The sequence below is a fragment of the Syntrophorhabdus sp. genome (genome assembly GCA_012719415.1).
Taxonomy (GTDB): Bacteria; Desulfobacterota; Syntrophorhabdia; order Syntrophorhabdales; family Syntrophorhabdaceae; genus Delta-02.
Window position 1 is genome coordinate 1 of sequence record JAAYAK010000136.1, and the last position, 17577, is coordinate 17577.

Consider the following 17577-nt stretch of genomic DNA (forward strand, 5'->3'; position numbering starts at 1 on the left):
AGCAAAAATGGTCCGTCTCCCAGGCGAGGACGTGCCGGCCCTGGATCTCCTGGTGGCATAAAAGGCATACCGGGGCATCCTCGTGTCCCTCGCGCTCACGGGACTGATCAACCGTAATGTCCATCATTATGCCACCTCCCGTCTCTGCTCCAGCATCTCCTCCAGCTCCCACTCCGCGGTGTTGACCAGCTCCCGTAGCTCCTGCATCAGACTCCTCTCCTCGATCTCCTCTGCGGCGATGAGGTCCGCGAGTACCTGTGCCGCCGGCGTCGGGGTCGGTGTCGCGCGGCGATACCACGTCGATGTGACGACCCGTGCGACCTCTCCGTTGATCTCGAGCCTGCCCTCGGCCCAGTCGTTGTCCCAGGCGGGGTACGTGGAGAACTCGTATCGTTTGCCGTCGCGTCCCGTGAATCCGTATGTTTCGCCCATGTCCATGCTTGCTACCTCCTTATATCTGTTATCGGCATGTGCTCAATAATCTTAATATAATTCTAACATATATTACCAGGATGTCAAGTCGAGGCCTCCGCAAACGCCCTGTTGACGCCACTTCACAGCGGCAATAATTGTCGAAAATTATTTTCAAAAAAGTTTCAGCACGGCCCGCTCCCCGGGGAAAAAGACCTTCGCCTGCGCTCTGTAACCTCCAGGAATCATTGACATATCACCCCGTTGTCGGATGGTTTTCCACTCCAACTGCACGATATCATTCACGAAAAGACCTCAAAAACGACACAGACGGGAAATTCCCGTCTACCCCTTTTTTGTGTTGGAAGGTCGCGTAATAACTAACGAATATGTCCAAAACAACCCGACAACGGAGGGGGGTCAGGCGCGAAGGCCTTAAGTACCAGGCGGCCGCGCGAAGCTCAGGGCGCCGTTGATGGACCGCCCCGCCTCCCGGATTGAGCACTCACCGTGTGGACCGGGACCTCCCGGCGGCGGCTTCACCCTTGTAAACATCTTTTGCCTTTTGCTTTCCGTTCCCTCTCGCTCCACGTCCCGCATCTAAGGAGGACATCTTTTACTCGCGGGGTGGACGCGCTTGCGCGGACGGGCCTCCCGCGATTGCCGGGGGTCCGGGGGCGGCCAAGAGCACCCCCCGGCGGTGGGGGGTTCTGAAGGGGGGCAAGCGTGGCGCCCCCCTGGGTCTGTTCGTTGCTGTGTGTCTGTTCGTTGCACGCAAAAAAGCCCGAGGCCTCTCAGGACCCCGGGCTCAAAGGAGGTAACAGGCCGGGTTGCTCATGCCCGGCCAAAGGAACTGCTATTTCCGCGTCGCGATCACGTCCACGCCACGTCGCACGTCACCGACCCCCGCCAGGGACACCGACTCGACCGTCCACTCCGGCCGCATCTCGCCGTCGCGCTCGATCATGTTGTGCGCTGTCACCGTGCACCGCCCTCCGCTGTCCATGTTTACGAACACAACACTATCCCCTCCGGCCCTGAGCGCATGCACCAGGACGACATCCTCCCGCTTCACTGCCCGGGGAGCCTGTCCCTCAGGGACCGGGGAAACGGACACAGACAGGGAGGACCGCTCCTCTCCCGGAACCGCCAGCTGATCGATCAGCTGCCCCCAGTCCCGGTTTTCCATCGCCGCCAGGGCCTCCTGGCACTGCCTCTCCGCGGGGGCCAGGTACAGGTCCGTCTCCTCCGCCCTCACCGGCCTCGCAAACCCCAGCACCACCGCTACTACCATCACCAGTATTGCTACTCCGATCGCCACTATTGCCGTTACGTCTCTTTTCATACTGCCCTCCTTCAGGATCTGTTTATTTGTCAAATTGATAAATTGTTAACAATATAGCCGCTCATGGATTCACCGGCACCCATACGGTATGCGCGGGGACCCATTTCCCTCCTTGCCAGCTGCCAGGCACCTCCACCCACCTGCCAGGAGGATCCTGCTGTACCTGTCCCGATGATGGATACGCCGTTGCCTGTCCGCCCTGTCCCTGCTGTTTCTGCACATGCTGGTCGACTGCGTTGCCCGTGATGGCTCCAACGAGAGCTCCCGCACCGGCCCCGATGAGCGTAGAGGCCGTGTCACGTCCGATCACCTGTCCGGCCAGGGCCCCGGCACCTGCCCCGATGGCCGCGCCTTTTTGGGTGTTGTAGCCACTTTCTGCGCATCCGGCGAGGACCGCCAGGGTGATGATGAGTGCTGCCAATGCTGTGTGTTTCATATTGCACCTCCGTGTTATCTGTCTCTCCCGCGATCTCGCGGGCTGCTATCACCGAGAAACTCCGCGATCTTCTTTATCCCGAGGCCTCCGCCTCCACGTCCGGGCTCCTGGCCGTCCTTGTCCCTCGCGTCCTTGAGCTTCTTCGCAGCCTTTGCCGCTTCGCTGTTCGCTTCATCGATGCCCTGGGCCCCGATGTTCTCCGTGCCGTCCAGATTCGTTGCTGAGTTTTCTACGTCGTTCATGCTGTTCTCCTTTCGGGGCGGTTGCCCGCCCCGCGCTTGTTTATACGAATGGTTTCCATTTCGCTTTGCGCTCGCGTTCCTTCAGGGCCTCCATCTCCTTTTCCATGGCCTCGAGCTCCGCGTCCCGCCTGGCGTATTCTGCCTCGACGAGATCCCAGCGGGCGTCGAGGAACGCCGCGCTCTCGTTGATATACCTGTATTCCATGGCCGGCACCCAGTATCCGCGGGGGAGACCGAGGAGGGCCTCTTCTTCGGCGAGCTCCTCGTCCTCCTCACGCATGGCGTTGTTCTTCAACTCGAGGACGCCCTCTGCGGTGAGCTCGGCGAACTCTGCCTCCGACATCTGATCCAGGTACTCCGTCCACGGATTTTCCACTATCTATCCCGTCCCCGGTCCATCGTGCGCTGGCGGTCACGTCCACGCTCGTTCTCGCGTTCCTGCCCGCGTTCCCTGGACTTCAGCTTCTCGGCCTGCTTGCTGACCGTTTTCTCGAGCTTGTTGACCCTGCTCTTCAGCTCCGCCATGTCCTTTTTCATAGCCTTCATCTTCTCGTCATACTCCTGACGAGACCGGCCTTTCCCTTTCTCCGCGCTCTTCCTGGCGCTCCTGTCAATCCGTGCGTTCCGGGCCTTCGCGATCGCCTCAGGATCCCGCCGGGTTCCTCCTGGCGAAAGATCAGGGCTCACATCACTCTTATCGATGGGGCTGTCCCTGAGAGGATCGCCTCCCCTGCCACGCGCTTCCTTTTCCTGCTGCCGCCGGGACCGTTCCCGACTCTCAAACCCTTTCACTCCGTCCTTTTCTTTTTCCATCACCTATGACCTCCTTTCCTTTAACGCTTGTATTGTCTCGAGATTCGCTTTCTCCGCTTCTGACGGGCCTTTCCCAGAGACCTCTTCCTCCACTGCCGGGGCGACCGATGGTTTCGTGGGAGAGACCTTCACGCCTCCATGCTGGAGGACCGTCGTGACCGCGTCGATGACCCGGGCGCCTATACTGTCGATGGATTTAGACTGCTCCTCCATGCCGGTGACGAGCTGTTTCAGTAGCTCGTGCAGGCCTCCGAGCAGCTCCGTGAGATCGTCGAGTCGCTCCTCGATGGAGGGAGGGTCCTGCTCTGCCTCTACGGCCCCTTCCTCCTGCAGGCCTTCTTCCAGGCTCTCCGGGACCGTTTCCTCTGCCCCCGCCTCCTGTTCCTGGAGGCCTTCCTGCGGGGTTTCCGTGAGCGTGACCTCCGGGAAATACTGCCCGAGGTCCACCTCCTCCTGGACCGTCTCCTCCTCCGCGACCTCCGCCACAGGGTCCGGCTCGAGCTCCGTCACGATGGAGGCCTCGTTCTCGCTTTCGTTCCGGGCCGCCTCCTTCAGCGCCTCGTCTATCGCCGCGTCGTAATCGATATTGATGTCACTCATTCACCACCTCCGCTGTCTCTGCCTGATCCTGCCGTGCGGCCGTGTAGTCGCGTTCCAGGACGTTGAGCATGTCCGCGTCCTTACGAATAAACAGCTGGTCGAGCTCGATGATGGATTTCCGTCGGGCGCCGCTCCAGTTGACCACTGACACGGCCATCTGGGGCCCGAGCGCGTCAAATAGCTCGTCCCGAAGAGGGGCGCGTTTGAGCTGGACGTTTTTCGATGTGGTCCAGCTTTTGGACATGTTGGCCTGCACCATCCCCATCAACCCGGTCACATTTCCCATGACCGCCCCGCCGAGCGCTCCGCCGCCGCCTCCGGTGCCCATACCCATTGTTTTGGATACGCTGGTGCCGTAGCTGTGTTCGGGGAGCTCGCCCTCGCTCACGATCAGTTTCATCCTGTTCCGCGTCTCGGGGTCGTCCGTCGAGAGGAGGACCTTCGTTCTGAAATTCGCGAGGATCGTGTCCGTGCTTTCCTTGCCCCCCCATACTTTCAATAACTGGCTCACGCTCTGTGTTGCCGCGATGACACAGAGTTTCGCCTCGCGGGAGAGGGCGGATTTCTTGAAGCTCTCGGCGTTCGTGCTCTCCTGGACCTCGTCACAGATCAATACGATGTGGCGGTCATTCCCGCGTTTCGCCAGCCGGCTCAATGCCAGGTCATACACCTGACGGAAAAAAAAGTACCGCAAAAGTCTTCCAGGTTTCCCCAGAACATCGGGGATGTCGATGACCCAGATGGACTTTTCCTTGTAGATCTCGTCCATGCTCGCGGTGTGGGACCAGTTGGCATATCCCGGCAGTGCGAACCGTCCGATCCAGCTAGACACTGAGGATATGATGTTTCCCCGGGTCTTTTCGGGTGCCTCGACGAGGTTCACCCGCACCTGGTCCAGCACCCGCGCCAGCAGCTCGTCCTGCCCCGTTCCGGGGGCCCGCAACAATGCCACGTTGTTGATCTTGTCCATCTGTTCCGTGTCGGTCAGATACCTGTACACACTGCCCAGGTCGCGGTGGAGCCCTGCGATGTCGAGGACCGTACTTGCTGCAAACACCAGCTCAACGACCATGGCGCTCCAATACTCACCATCGCCCTGTCCACCACCCTCCGAACGGATCAGGTCAAACAATGTGGCCGAGGCCTGTTCGGGGGTCGACACGAGGGGATCAATCGGGTTCCATCCTGACTGCCACGGCTCGGGTCCGATCACGTGCAGGGCGTAGGTATCCCGGATCTCCTGGGGCATGGATTTCAGCAGCGCGTACACGTCGAGCATGGCGGACCTTTTCGGGTCCATGATAATGAGGCTCGGACCGTTCGGGTCCGTGGTCATCAACTGCGCGACCATGCTATTGATCGCCTGGGTTTTCCCGCTGCCGGTTCCGCCCGTGATGATGGTGCCGGTGGCGAGGTCCGAGTAGGTCATGCGCATCGGGACCCCCAGATTCGGCGCGGCGATAACGCCGGTGCCCCTGAGCTGCCCGGTGCTGGTTCCCAGGGTCATGGCATCGCCGGTGTCCCACATACAGCGGCCCTTGATACCTCTCGCCAGACTGAGTGTAAATGCGAGCTCTGCCGAGTCCACGTGGCCCTCCAAGTACATTTTCCCCAGGGCCGTTGCGTCACGCCATATCTGCGGTTTCGTGGAGGCCCTGAAGAACGAGAACACGCGGGACAATATGTCGTTGCCCAGATAGATCCACGCCTCGACAATGCTCTGCAGGCCCATGGTGAGCAGCGCCACGGCCAACCAGTTGTAGCTGTACCGGGATATAAGTATGGTAGCAACGATGATGCCGACTGCCAGGATCCGGGCTGTGCTGAGTGCCACTGCCCGTGCCGGCGGGTTGAGCGCACGGGTGTTGTATTTCTTGCGCATTGCCCGCATCCCGTACTCGCGGGCGTACTCCACCATTTCCACTTTCCTTCGGTGGACCCAATCGTACGTCAGATACGCCAGGGCCTCCTCTCCTTCATCGCGGACGATTTCCGCCAATCTCCCCTGCCCTTTCTGGGGCATGATGTCGTCCAGGGCCGGGGGCATGACCTGGGGCCACGTCCCGGCCATCGCGTAGTTGTCAATTCTTGTCCGGATGCCATTAACAATGTTTCCAAAGAATCCCATATTACCTCCTTACCTGCCCGCGCCATCAACGCCGGGGAGTCTCTCGATCACGAAGTGGAACAGTGATTTCGCCGCCGCGAATGCCAGGATGATGCCGGCGATGGGCAGCACGAGGCCTACGAGGAGGCCGCTCACGGCCCAGAGGAGACCGGACCACATAGGGAGCAGGGCACCCAGGGCAACGAGCACCAGGACGGCGCCATAGGTGATGGTCTTTTCTGCGTGCTCTCCGCTGTGCTTGCTCAGCATCCGCCTGAGCTCTATGGTACTGGGTGTTTGTTTTTCAGGTCTAGCCATGTCAACCTCCTATGAATGCGCCGGCAACAACCAGCAGCACGAATCCGATGAGAAAGAACAGCCAGGGTCCGTACATCCGTTCCATTAGTTACCTCCTTCGGTCTTCTTGGGTTTCTCGACGACGATGTGGCTGAGCTCCCAACCACCCTTCGCGTCCTGCTTCGCGCATGCCGTGATAATGACGGTGCTGGGGGCCTGCTCCACGTACTCCGGGGCCCGCGGAAAGAATGCTCCGAACGTTGTTGTTGGTGCAGGGGTCTTCTTTGCCTCCCGGAAGAGGCCTGCGCCGGAACTTATCACGCACTGAAGGGGAACTTCTTTGCCCTTGCTATCGAAAGTCTTCCCCTGGCTGGTCCCGTCGGCGATAATGAGCTGCTCGACACGATATGGGGTGACACCGGCGTTCTGTTTAAATGAGTTCGTCCATGGATCGAATCCGGCCTGCAGCAGGGCCTCCTGCTCCGCTTTGCTCAGTTTATTCAGTTCCCTCCAGTCCATCTTTTCATACCGCCTGGACACCCAGGATCCACTGGCAGCTCCACGGATGGTGGCGTTGCGAAGGGACACATAGGGCTCTCCTTTTCCCCATGATTGAGGGCCGTTAACGACCGGGGGGACCTGCTGGCCGCATCCCGCGAGCAGTACCATTACCGCGAGTGTTGCTGTTAAACCGATGTGTTTCATAGTTACCTCCTATTTATTGCCCGGTATACCGGGGGTCGTTCGATGGCTGCGTGACCGGTTTCTCGGGCCCCAGGGTGCGATCGAGCCATGCACCGATACCGTTTCTCTGTGCCTGGGGCTTCGGGGCAGGTTTCGGGGGGACCGGATCCGGTCTGTACGTCCAGGCCTTCGGTGTCGGGGCAGGAGCAGGCGTCTGGACCTTCGGTACCGAGGCCTTCGGCGCCTTCTTCACGACGGTCTTCTTCTCCTGGTGGACAGGGGCGGGGTTCGCTTCCTCCGGTTTCTCCGGTGCCGGTGCCGGCTGCTCCTTTGCTACAGGGGTAGGAGGGACCGGTGCCTGGCGGTTCATGGTCATGTACCCGCCGACGGCTATGATGATGACGGCGAGGATCCCGATGGCCAGGAAGAGGCCTTTTCTGGGGACCCTGGCGGAAAAACGACCCTCTGTGTTGCCTCTCACGGTGTTTTCTCGAGGGGGGGCCTGCCTATGACCCTCCTGGGTTTTCCAGGATGCCTCAGACTGATTTTCGACCTCGCGCGGATTGGCTCTGGTGGCCGCGGGAGGAGGGGGTGCGAGAGGCTCCTGGGCGGTCTCGATCGGTGAGAAACAGGCCGGGCAAATGTCGGAATCCGAGGGGATGATGGCGTTGCATGCTGGGCATTTCATATGGGTTACCTCCTTTACTAATTGTTACCTGTCTATTCCATCGCGGGCGTCGGGCTCGCGGGTGACGTTCTCTCTCGTCCGGGATGACCGGTTCTTGTCCTGTCCACTGCGGTACTTCTTATCAGCCTCGAGGCGGGCCTGGGAGCGCTGGTTGATGCGGTCGAGCTGTTGCTGGATCTCGAGATCCTTCATGCCGCGTTCGGCTTTGTCCAGGTTCGCGTGGACCTTGCTGAAGCTGGGCACCTGTCGTCCTTTTTCCAGGGACGTGACCTCCCGTTCCAGCTCTGCGATCTCCTTGTCCATCGCCCCGATCTCGTTTCTCTTCTCCGCGACCTCGAGCTCCACCTGGCTGACGGCGAGGGCCTGCTGTTGCTCTCGCTCGCGTGCCCGTTGCTGGGCCCTGGAGACCCGTGTCTTCTTCTCCGCACCTGTGTTCGCGGTGATCTTGTAGCCGCGCTTGGTAAGTGAGTCAGCCAGGGCGGAATTGATCAGTTTCCGGAGGGCATCGCGTTGCTTGAACTTGCGGGATGCTCCGGTCCCTTTCTTCCCGTCGGACAGCCGGCGTTCGGAAAAAAGGATGTGGATGTGATTGTTCTGTCTCGAGTACGTGGCCACGGTGTTCCCCGTGAGCTTCTTGACGACTGACTCCTTCGCATGGACGCTGAAGGAGTAGAGGTGGTCGCCATCGAACAACGCCCGGCATATCTCGTGCCCGACGCGAACGGCATCTCGCTGAGATAGCTCGTTCGGGATCGGGACAAAGCAGGTGGTCGTGAACCTCGCGTCTCTCCTCCTGGCAAGCTCCCTCTCCTTGACCTGGACCCACTCCCGGACTATGGCCAAGCGGTCCTCTTTGGTGATCCCCGACGCGATCTCGTCAATAACGGTGACCTCGCTGAGGGACGGTGACGGGTCGGCCGGATCGTTCAAATACATCGCATCGTCCATGCCGAGCTCGGGCATGTTGGCGCCGCCACCGATGGACTTGCTGGGCTTGGAATCGTAGTAGGCTTTCCCGCGGACGTCCGGGTTGTGCTTGGACGATGAATAATCGATGTCGTTCCAGGGTTTCCAGGTCTTGTCAGGCATCAGTGGTGACCTCCATGGTGAGGGACGGTGATGAGCGATGACGGCTGGCCTGTCCGGTCTCTCGACATGATATGGTGATTGTCGGTGAGCTTGATGATGACAGGGTGAGGACGTTGACGGCTAAGGTCCCCCTCCCCTGGGAGGGGGTTGGGGGTGGGGCCATGTTGTACCGAGCGCCCGGGTCGTTTCGATGTGAAGGGACGGGAGAAACGAGAGGCCAGCGAGGTTCGTCAAGCTCTCGCGCCGCATAGGATAAGCGCGAGGTATGAGGGTCGCGACACCATGGCCCTGGAGCGACCCGGTCAAAGCTCTCGTGCGACACGGTTGAGATGGAGCACGAGGTATAGGGGCCCACCGAGACATGGCTACACGGTGGGAGGGACCCGGCTACCTCTTCGAATGACGGTTTCATCGTCATGAGAAGGGGTAGTTGGGCCTCCACGATTTCCGGTCGGTTTGCGTTCAGCGAAACGACCGTCCGAGCGTCGCGAGGAAGCCAGTTTGCGTTCAGCAAAATGGCGGTTCGAGCATCGCGAGAACATGGAATCGTGGAGGCCCACGACGGATGCCCAGTGCTGCCTGCGATCGAAGAACAGTGCATGCCCGTCATCGACGTTCCGTGCTGTCTGCGATCGATGCTCAGCGTTGTCACGTCACCCTGCCCGACCCTCACCTTCTTCATCTTTTTCATCTTCACTTTCACCTCGCCGGCCTTCCCCTTCATCATCTTCATCACCTTCCCTCACCATCGTCCCGGGGTCTACCGTATCGCTTATCCGCGCACGTCAGTCTCGCCTTTTCGTCTTTCAAAAACTCGATCAGGGCATCGAGGATGTCGCCGGGGTGCCGGCCTTCGTTGATCATTCTCGCGATGGCGATGACCCGTGCGCGGAGTTTCCAGGTGGCGGCATGGTCCACTGCCATAACCCGCTGTCTGTTCTTCGTGGCGAAGACTTTCACCGGCTGCGATAACGCATACCAGGCAACCTTGTTGGCCACCCGTTTGAACATCTTCTCCCTCTCTTGGCCTTGCTTCTTTTCGAGTTCTGCCAGTTCCTGCCGGGCCTTGTTCCTTTGCTGCTTTTTCTTTTCGAGCTCTGCTCTTTTCTTCTGGATGGATGTCATTATCCCTGACCTCCCTGGACGATCGCCAGGCCTGCATCATCCCGGGTATCGTCCGTGTTCGTCTTCGCATTCCGGGCCTCCCGGGTGGCCGCTTCGATCTTGGGCGAGGCAGCTTTGATCAGGTTGTTTATTCTCAACGCCCGCTCGTCCACGTCCTTGATCTTGAGTGCCGCGATGATCTTTTTCAGGGTCCCGCGAGAGAGTTCCCGGCGGGGTCCCGACAAGGGAAACAGGACGCGACCGATGGCGGTCTGAGCTTCCCGATATGCCTGTTCTTCAGCCTCGTGGAGCGCTTTCTTAGCCAGTGAGGAGGCGTATTCTTTTGCCTGGGCATCCTCCCGGCGCCACTCGAGCTTGCCCAGTTTCTTGACGCAGTCGAGGCATATGATGCCTTCTTCGGTCCGGAACCTGCCTTTGCCATTTTCAATTTCGGTCTTGCATTTTCTGCATGTTTCCATGTTGCCTCCTTTTATAGTCAGATAGCTTCCTGTGTGCAGTACGCCTCCATCACCTGCTCCGGGGCGTACTGGCGGAAGAGATCGAGGATCTCCTCACGGGCAGGGTTGTCGGTAGGGAGTTCCAGCGCCAGGTCAAGGGGAGAACGGCCTGATTCCCCCCTCGCATTCACGTCCGCGCCGGCTTCGATGAGGAAGCGGGCGATGGTGGAGTGGCTATGGAGGCATGCCAGGTGCAGGGGGGTGTCGCCGGCGTCGGTCTTGGCGTTGATGTCCGCCCCGTGGTCGAGGAGAAGGCGGGCCAGGTCCAGCTCGTGTCCCCACCATACGCCGCACGTCGCGTGGAGGGGTGTAGCACCCCACGTGTCCCGTGCGTTGACGTCGGCACCCTTCTCAAGGAGGAACTGGGCGGTGTCCAGGTGACCGTGGGAACAGGCCTCGTGGAGGGGGGTGCGGCCGTCGTCCTTCCTTCTTGCGTTTATCTTTGCTCCTTTCTCCAGGAGGAGGTGGACGGCAGCAGTGTGACCGGTCTTGCACGCTGCGTGTAGTCGCGTGTTACCCTTCATATTTGCCATGGGTTGTTGCCTCCTTGTTGTCCTGGTGCCGATCCTCCAGACCCGTGATGATGATCTGGACCCGGACCCCGGGCCCCAAGGGAAACGGCAGGCCACAAGCCTGACAAAAGATGCCGTCGGGGGTGATGTAGCGGCCCTGGCCTTCGGGGATCGGGGAGCCACAGGTGCCGCACGTGGAGCAGAGGGAGGGGGTCATGCTGTTACCTCCTTCTGCTGTAGCAAGTATTTGTTCCAGTCCTTTGTCCCGCCCGGCGGGCGGTGATAAAACCAGGGAACGCCTGCATTATCGAGGACGGCGGCCAGGGCTTTACCCTGTTCCTCACCTGCTTCGTCATTGTCGGTTGCCACGATGATCTGCTGTGCCCCAAGCTCACGCGCCAGCAGCACGACCTGACCATAGTCTCCAGTGTTGCCGTTGGTTGCGCTGACCATGATATCGACCTGTTCGTGGAAGATCTGCCAGTATGAAAGGGCATCAAGCGCGGATTCGGTGACCACGAGATGCTCCGTTCTTTCCTTCCCCGGCGGCCCGAAAAACAGGGCCTTCGTTCCATGGTTCGATCGGAATTTTTTATCCTGCGTTCCCCGGACGGACCACCCGACTATTCTTCCGTCCTGGAGGCGTGAAGCGAAGCAGGCGTTCTTCATCGCATCGGCGTGGAGCAGGCCTCGGAAGGCCTCCAGCGTTTCCCGTGTGATGCCCATTTTGTACAAATGGTCGACTACGTGTCTTTTGAGCGGCATCGGGGTCTCGCTTAATGCTTCCCATTCACTGGACCGGTCCGGGGCCTCTTCTTCAATCATCCGCGAGGGGACGGTCACCGGCGTTACAAGTGCAGCGTCCAGGGTTCCGATGAAGGGCTTGAGGATCTTTCTTGTTTTCCCCAGGTTCCTTTCTCCCTCCCTCCAATAGACGAAGTTGAAGACGGGTCCGCAATCTCCCTCCTCTTTACTTTTGCCCAGCGTGTAGTACTCTTGGCCCGGGCGGGAGGGGCTGTCCTTGACCACGATCCGATCACCGTCCCGTGTGTATTTGTGGCTCATTTTGGAGCTCTTAGCCCGGTCTTTCGCGAACCCCAGAGCCTCCGCCACCTGCCCGATGTCCACGGTCGCATTGATGATTTTGATCTCGTCGTTGTTGTGATGCGTCGGTCTCATGTCAGTTAGCCCTCCTGCTGTTGTTTCATTGAATCCAGGGTTTCCACAGGTTGGCCCACAAAATACGCGTCGACGTCCTCGATCTTGTACCTGATGTTCCGCCCCGCCTTGTAGTACCGGGGCCCCTTCTTCTGCCAGCGCCACGTGCGTAATGTCGCCTGACTTATACCGAACATCTCTGATATCTGGGCCTCGGTCAGCATCTTCTGGCTTCGTAGTTCCATTTGTCCCTCCGGCTATATCATTCATGTCCTAATATATGCTAGCATATGCTTGTTGTCAAGAAGAAAATGAAAAAAAGATGGAGAATGTATGTGCTTGTTTATGCTAATATAAAGAAAAGCGAGAGGATGGGGCTATGGAGACCAAAACCGTAGGCGACCGTATTAAAGTGCTATGCTCAGTACTCGGTATATCGCAACAGACCATCGCCACATTAACAGGAGTGAAGTTGACTGTGATCAACAAGGCGGCGCGAAACGTGTACACTCCCGCGATACAGGTACTCCGTGACATCGCAACGGGTCTGATGGTCTCCGAATCATGGCTGGCACTGGGAGAGGGACGGATCTTCCCAGGCCCGTTCGTGCTCCTGACCGCAACGGTGGAATCGGGCAGGCAACCTGGAGGTCGAAGTCAAATGATGTCAGCACGCGATGCCCATGACCTGGTGGAGTACCTGTTCGATGCCGAGGGCGTCGAATCTTGCTCTGTTGTCCGTGATGCTCGCCAGCCTGATCCTTTGTATTACGTGTGTCGTAGTCAGCAGGATGCATTCCTGGTGCTCCTGAGTGACAGGCTCACCTCCCCGGGCATCGAGGCCCTCCTCGTGGAGAAGAACATCGAAGCAAGCAGGATATCAGCCGTAGACGAGGAGGAAGACGAGGAGCCCTCACCTGCGCTCAATATCTACATCTCTTTATCCGAGCTCTATCTACCGAACAGGTATCCCGGCGAGGCACTCAAGAAACTGAGGACCGGTGCCGAATACCTGATCCCCGAGCTGGCCAAGACACTGGAACATCTCAATCCGGACGACATCGTGTCACCCGGGCGGCTGGCTGCGAACCATAAGGTGCAGTTGCTGGTCAAGGTATTCGAGGAGCTCAACGTGGAAGAAGATGACATCGAGGAAGCGATCAAGATATATCTGCGATGATCACGGCGCGCGCGTCGCTACCCCCCCTCCCTGGACGACAATAACACATCTACAGACAAAGACGGGCAGTAGGTAAAAAGCAGAAGTCTCCGTTCCATGAGGGCAGTAGGTAAACTGCTCCTTCACCCTCCTGTAGAACGCCAGGCCTGAGCTTCGCGCGGCCTGTGACAGCGGTGATATGCAAACCTCCCACTCCAACTGGACAGTAGGGAAAGAACAGGGGAGTTGACTTCTCTCCTCCGCCTTTGCCTTTCGGTGGGAGGAAAGGGGTGGATCCTGTTCTTTCCCTACTGTCCTGGAGCTCGGTGAAATGTTCAGCTATCCCGGGGCCCCGGAACGTGGCGAAACGCCACGAGGGGCCGGCGCCAAAGACCGCGATCAGCAGGTTGTTTACCTACTGCCCCACGTTGCCCGGAATGAATGGAAGGGAGAAGGAAGCACAGGGGGTCGTGACGCGACCCGAAAAACTTGAGTTCCCTCTTTTTCTCCCTGCGGTTTATTTAACTATTTAATATTAAGGGCCACATTCTTCTGTGATGTCGATAAGTTACAGCGGTATCGGCTATAAATGGCTGGTCAGCGGCTATAAATGGCTGGTCAACGGCTATTAAGTATTTACAATAATAAGCCGATAAGATATAGTATGGACGGTTACTGGACAAGGCAGAATGAGCTATGTGTTTGCATGGCATTGACTCGATATTAGTAGATATCTATTTTAAAGACAGGAGGAAAGGATGGTAAGGGACGCGGCGACCGCCGAAGAAATAGTATATCAGTCAAACTCACTCGTAATGAGGAAGACCTCGCTGTCCTTGATAGAACAGCGTCTTCTCCTCTCGATCCTGGCCCAGATCCAACCAGAGGATGCTGACTTCAAGCCATATAGGCTCGCCGTCAAGGAGTTTTTGGAATTGTGCGGGATCCACAACGGGAGAATGCACGCTGTCATTGATTCCGTGATCGTTCCTTTCGCAAGGAAGGTGGTGAGGGTCGAACGGGAAGACGGGAGTGTGCTGGTTACACACTGGTTCAGCTCAGCAGACTACAAGAGAGGCCGCGGGATAATCGAGTTCTCCTTCGACCCTAAATTAAAGCCCGTCCTCCTTCGCTTACGCGAGCAATTGAACTACACGCGAATCCCTCTGAGGCTCCTCCTGTCCGCCCCGGGGATCTACGCCTCTCGCCTCTACGAGATCTGCTCCGCGCATGTCTTTAAAGACAACGGATACGGTGCTGAGTTCACGGTGGAGGTCGAGGAACTCCGGGAAATGCTTGGGATCGAGAAGAACAAGCTGCAGCTGTTCAAAAATTTGAACACTGTGGCCCTGAAGCCGGCCCTGAAATTCATCAACGAGCGAACCCCGCTCAATGTAACGATGCAACTGAACAAGCACGGACACCGGTATGTCGTCCAGGTGAAGTTTGTCGTATCGAAAAAGCCCCTGGCCGAAGGGAGGGACACAAATATCCTCCCCACTCTCCTCCAACTGGTACCAGTATCATACCGTGACACGCCGACCGTTGTTGCCTCCATCGCAGATGCCGTCAAAGCGGGTATCTACACCATCATCCAGCTCCAGAACATCATCAAAGCCGCGAGCCAGGGCAAAAAGAGGAACTACCCTGCTTATCTCAAGGTGGCGCTCATAAAGGGCTACAACAAGGATGGTGAAGCGACAATGAAAGAGAAGAAGCATCCCTATGCTGGCCGGCAGGTGGAGGTGCTTTCGGTACGGGAAATGGGGCTTGCCGATATCGAGGCAAACACGAATGGGAAGCCCGTGGCCGCGATCCTCCAGAACGACGGGAGCCTGTGGCTCGACGGCAAGCTCCAAATGACGGCGGATGCGGTGACAGCAGGATTGAGAAAGGGGACGGTCCGGTTTGTTTGACAGTGAGATGCCCAGGATCTCGGGAGTCCATGCTACCCTCTCCGGGTAGCACAGCTTCTTCCCATAGATCGTGCGATGTGTGCCGTGGAAGGTGAGAGTTTTTGGCTTGATCTATCTATGCGGGTAAGACCTTCCGAAAACCGCTGAAAAACCCCTTCCAGGGTCGCATACGGGGTAGCACAGCTTCTGCCTCTTCCCCCCGAATGCCTCGTAACCTATTGAAATAACAAGCGCGCCTGGCACGACTCGAACGTGCGACCTACGGATTAGAAGTCCTTTTTGACCCATTTTCCGCTGTTTTCCCTCATTTGCCTTGACTTCGTATTACCGCATAAAATATAGTGTTTACAGCGTTTCTGTACAAAATCTGATTTACCGCACGTCATGCTGTTTTTGACTACACGGGGGTAATACGGGTAAAAATTCTATGCCAGAAGGATACGAAAAGACGAAGTATCAAGGGGTGTTCACCAGGACCATGAAGTCCGGTGACCGGTCATATTATATCACCTATTATGCCGGCGGCAAGAAGGTATTTGAGAAGGTCGGGAAGCAGTCGGAAAAGTATACCGCCGAGTTGGCTTACCAGATCCGGATCGAAAGGATCCGGGAGAGGCGACACGGACGGGAGCTCGATATAAGAAAGAAAGCTCCAAGGTTCTCTACAGTGGCAGACAAATACCTCGCGTGGGCAGCCAAGAACAAGGCGCGTGAAGGTTATGACGACACCAATAGGTACAATAAACACCTCAAGGACAGCATCGGAAAGAAACGCCTGGACGACCTCACTCCAATGGTACTGGAAGAACTCAAGAGCGACCTTTACAGGAAGGGCCTCTCGGATGCCACGGTGAAGCACATCCTGGTCCTGGTGCGCATGGTCTGGAACAAGGCGGTCGCTTGGAACTTGTGGAAGGGGGAAAACCCTATCAAGAAGATTAAACTGCCGACTGTACAGAACCGCCGCGAGAGGTACCTGTCCCCGGAGGAGGCCGCCCTCATCCTTGCGAAACTGAAGGAAAGATCGTCTACAACGCACGATATCGCGCTCCTTTCCCTCCGGTGCGGCCTGCGTTTCGGGGAGATCACGAGCCTCCGCCGCATGGATATTGACCTCGACAACGGGATCATTAATGTCTCGGACCCCAAAAACAAGACATCCAGGAAGGCCTTCATGACCCCGGCCGTTAGGGAAATACTTCAGGCCCGTTTGCCCGAATATCCCGAGGAATACGTGTTCACCGACCGACAGGGACAAAAAATCCGTGAGCTCTCTAATGCCTTTGACAGAGTCGTTGAAGGCCTTGGCTGGAACGCTGGCATCACGGACCGGCGGCAAAAGGTGACGTTTCACACCCTCAGACATACCCATGCCAGCCTTCTCGCCATTCAGGGTGAATCCTTGATCACGATCGCAGAGGCCCTGGGGCACAAATCCCTACAGATGGTGAAACGATATGCCCACCTGTCCGATACGACCCGAAGGGAAGCGGCCGAGAAGCTGGAGCGTACGATGGCTGAGGCCGTGCCGGTGATCGAGGAGTCGAAAGAGCACAAGGCGGGAAAGGCGAGGAACGGAAAGAAGAAGCCGGTGAAGAAGTCTCCAAGGAAGACCGCAGCGAAGAAATAGGGCCTCTGAGACGTCCACTGAGGGGTAGGTGCTACACGACTATTCCTCACACCCCGAAACGCGCTCAGATTGAGAATATGAAGAAACAGGAAGGAGAATGGAAGGATGACCGCACGGACAAAACGCTCAGATCCGAAACCAAAGAAAAGGAAGCCAGAGAAAAAGGTGCCCAGCAAGACCACGGCGCCTGTCGAGCAAGCCGCTGAGAGAGAACCCGATATTGCGGACGTTACCATTGCGGACGTTACAAACGTGGACGAACGCGTAGAACAGAAAGGTGTCTACGTCAAAGACTTCGTGATGGACCGCATCATGCTTATCGAGCGCTTGTACGAGAAAAAGCAGAGCGTTACCGGAGTCCCAACTGGGTTTTCCGACCTCGACAGACTGACGAGCGGCCTGCAACCGGGCAACCTCATAGTAGTCGCGGGACGTTCCGGCGTAGGAAAGGCCGCCCTCTGCATGAACATCGCGCAACATGTTTCCATGTTACCGGAGAACCCTATTCCGGCAGGCATCTTCTCCATGGGAATGTCCAGGGAGGAGTTCATCATGAGGTTGCTCAGCTCCGAGTCAGGCATTGACCACACCAAGCTTAGAACGGGCACGTTTACCCGGGACAATTGGATACCACTGGTCAGGGCGGCAGGGAAGCTTTCGGAAAGCAAGCTCATCATAGATGATACCGCAGCGCTGCCCATCACCGAACTTCTTGATCGAGCGCGAGAATGGAAGGAGGAGTGTGACGCGGGCCAGTGCCTCAGAAGACTATTTGATTGATCAGCCTCCAGCTCAGTAATACTGCAAGTGAATAGGTGCAAGTGTCCTCTTTGCAACTTTCTATTGAGCCTTGGCGGGAGAAGCGGAG

Annotated in this window: 22 protein-coding genes and 1 tRNA gene; 4 read left to right on the forward strand and 19 right to left on the reverse strand. The window is 57.8% G+C overall.

What is annotated here, in order from left to right:
• Positions 1-126: 126 nt before the first annotated feature.
• The 18 genes from GXX82_08470 to GXX82_08555 all read right to left on the reverse strand — a co-directional run bounded on the left by GXX82_08470 (position 127) and on the right by GXX82_08555 (position 12228).
• Positions 127-438, reverse strand: a complete 312-nt coding sequence (locus tag GXX82_08470; GenBank protein ID NLT23066.1) for a hypothetical protein — start codon at positions 436-438, stop codon at positions 127-129.
• Positions 439-1267: 829 nt separating this feature from the next.
• Positions 1268-1708 carry a hypothetical protein gene (locus tag GXX82_08475; protein ID NLT23067.1) on the reverse strand — a complete coding sequence of 147 codons (441 nt, stop codon included), beginning with the start codon at positions 1706-1708 and terminating at the stop codon, positions 1268-1270.
• A gap of 109 nt (positions 1709-1817) precedes the next feature.
• Positions 1818-2192, reverse strand: a complete 375-nt coding sequence (locus tag GXX82_08480; GenBank protein ID NLT23068.1) for a glycine zipper 2TM domain-containing protein — start codon at positions 2190-2192, stop codon at positions 1818-1820.
• Between the two features lie 14 nt (positions 2193-2206).
• Positions 2207-2434, reverse strand: a complete 228-nt coding sequence (locus GXX82_08485; protein ID NLT23069.1) for a hypothetical protein — start codon at positions 2432-2434, stop codon at positions 2207-2209.
• A gap of 40 nt (positions 2435-2474) precedes the next feature.
• Positions 2475-2810 (reverse strand): hypothetical protein, encoded by a 336-nt coding sequence (locus GXX82_08490; GenBank protein NLT23070.1) that lies wholly within the window; start codon positions 2808-2810, stop codon positions 2475-2477.
• Entirely contained in the window at positions 2810-3247 is a 438-nt protein-coding gene (locus tag GXX82_08495; protein ID NLT23071.1) for a hypothetical protein, read from the reverse strand. Before GXX82_08495 ends, GXX82_08490 begins: the two co-directional genes overlap by 1 nt.
• Before the next feature lie 3 nt (positions 3248-3250).
• Positions 3251-3847 (reverse strand): hypothetical protein, encoded by a 597-nt coding sequence (locus tag GXX82_08500; GenBank protein NLT23072.1) that lies wholly within the window; start codon positions 3845-3847, stop codon positions 3251-3253.
• The gene (locus GXX82_08505; GenBank protein NLT23073.1) at positions 3840-5975 is read right to left on the reverse strand and encodes a type IV secretory system conjugative DNA transfer family protein; all 2136 of its coding nucleotides are present in this window, start codon (positions 5973-5975) and stop codon (positions 3840-3842) included. The genes GXX82_08500 and GXX82_08505 overlap by 8 nt, the downstream gene beginning before the upstream one ends.
• Positions 5976-5984: 9 nt before the next feature.
• Positions 5985-6272 carry a hypothetical protein gene (locus GXX82_08510; protein NLT23074.1) on the reverse strand — a complete coding sequence of 96 codons (288 nt, stop codon included), beginning with the start codon at positions 6270-6272 and terminating at the stop codon, positions 5985-5987.
• 84 nt (positions 6273-6356) lie between these two features.
• Positions 6357-6956, reverse strand: coding sequence for a hypothetical protein (locus tag GXX82_08515; GenBank protein NLT23075.1), 600 nt, complete (start codon positions 6954-6956; stop codon positions 6357-6359).
• A gap of 13 nt (positions 6957-6969) precedes the next feature.
• Positions 6970-7416, reverse strand: a complete 447-nt coding sequence (locus GXX82_08520) for a hypothetical protein (protein ID NLT23076.1) — start codon at positions 7414-7416, stop codon at positions 6970-6972.
• A gap of 231 nt (positions 7417-7647) precedes the next feature.
• Entirely contained in the window at positions 7648-8712 is a 1065-nt protein-coding gene (locus GXX82_08525) for a MobA/MobL family protein (protein ID NLT23077.1), read from the reverse strand.
• 732 nt (positions 8713-9444) lie between these two features.
• On the reverse strand, positions 9445-9837 hold the full coding sequence (locus tag GXX82_08530) for a hypothetical protein (protein NLT23078.1): 393 nt from the start codon (positions 9835-9837) through the stop codon (positions 9445-9447).
• On the reverse strand, positions 9837-10295 hold the full coding sequence (locus tag GXX82_08535) for a hypothetical protein (GenBank protein ID NLT23079.1): 459 nt from the start codon (positions 10293-10295) through the stop codon (positions 9837-9839). Before GXX82_08535 ends, GXX82_08530 begins: the two co-directional genes overlap by 1 nt.
• Before the next feature lie 17 nt (positions 10296-10312).
• A complete protein-coding gene (locus GXX82_08540) occupies positions 10313-10867 on the reverse strand; it encodes a hypothetical protein (protein NLT23080.1) in 555 nt (184 codons plus the stop codon).
• Positions 10848-11063 (reverse strand): hypothetical protein, encoded by a 216-nt coding sequence (locus tag GXX82_08545; GenBank protein NLT23081.1) that lies wholly within the window; start codon positions 11061-11063, stop codon positions 10848-10850. The genes GXX82_08540 and GXX82_08545 overlap by 20 nt, the downstream gene beginning before the upstream one ends.
• On the reverse strand, positions 11060-12025 hold the full coding sequence (locus GXX82_08550) for a DUF3991 domain-containing protein (GenBank protein ID NLT23082.1): 966 nt from the start codon (positions 12023-12025) through the stop codon (positions 11060-11062). Before GXX82_08550 ends, GXX82_08545 begins: the two co-directional genes overlap by 4 nt.
• A gap of 5 nt (positions 12026-12030) precedes the next feature.
• Positions 12031-12228: a helix-turn-helix domain-containing protein gene (locus GXX82_08555; protein NLT23083.1), complete on the reverse strand. Its 198-nt coding sequence runs from the start codon at positions 12226-12228 to the stop codon at positions 12031-12033.
• Positions 12229-12476: 248 nt separating this feature from the next.
• Between GXX82_08555 and GXX82_08560 the strand changes: the two genes are divergently transcribed.
• Positions 12477-13184, forward strand: coding sequence for a hypothetical protein (locus tag GXX82_08560; GenBank protein NLT23084.1), 708 nt, complete (start codon positions 12477-12479; stop codon positions 13182-13184).
• Between the two features lie 737 nt (positions 13185-13921).
• Positions 13922-15079, forward strand: coding sequence for a replication initiation protein (locus GXX82_08565; protein ID NLT23085.1), 1158 nt, complete (start codon positions 13922-13924; stop codon positions 15077-15079).
• Positions 15080-15310: 231 nt separating this feature from the next.
• Here the strand turns inward: GXX82_08565 and GXX82_08570 are convergent.
• Positions 15311-15374, reverse strand: a tRNA-Ser gene (locus GXX82_08570).
• A gap of 132 nt (positions 15375-15506) precedes the next feature.
• Here GXX82_08570 and GXX82_08575 point away from each other — a divergent pair.
• Entirely contained in the window at positions 15507-16709 is a 1203-nt protein-coding gene (locus tag GXX82_08575; GenBank protein NLT23086.1) for a tyrosine-type recombinase/integrase, read from the forward strand.
• 105 nt (positions 16710-16814) lie between these two features.
• Positions 16815-17489 carry a hypothetical protein gene (locus GXX82_08580; protein ID NLT23087.1) on the forward strand — a complete coding sequence of 225 codons (675 nt, stop codon included), beginning with the start codon at positions 16815-16817 and terminating at the stop codon, positions 17487-17489.
• Positions 17490-17577 lie beyond the last annotated feature (88 nt).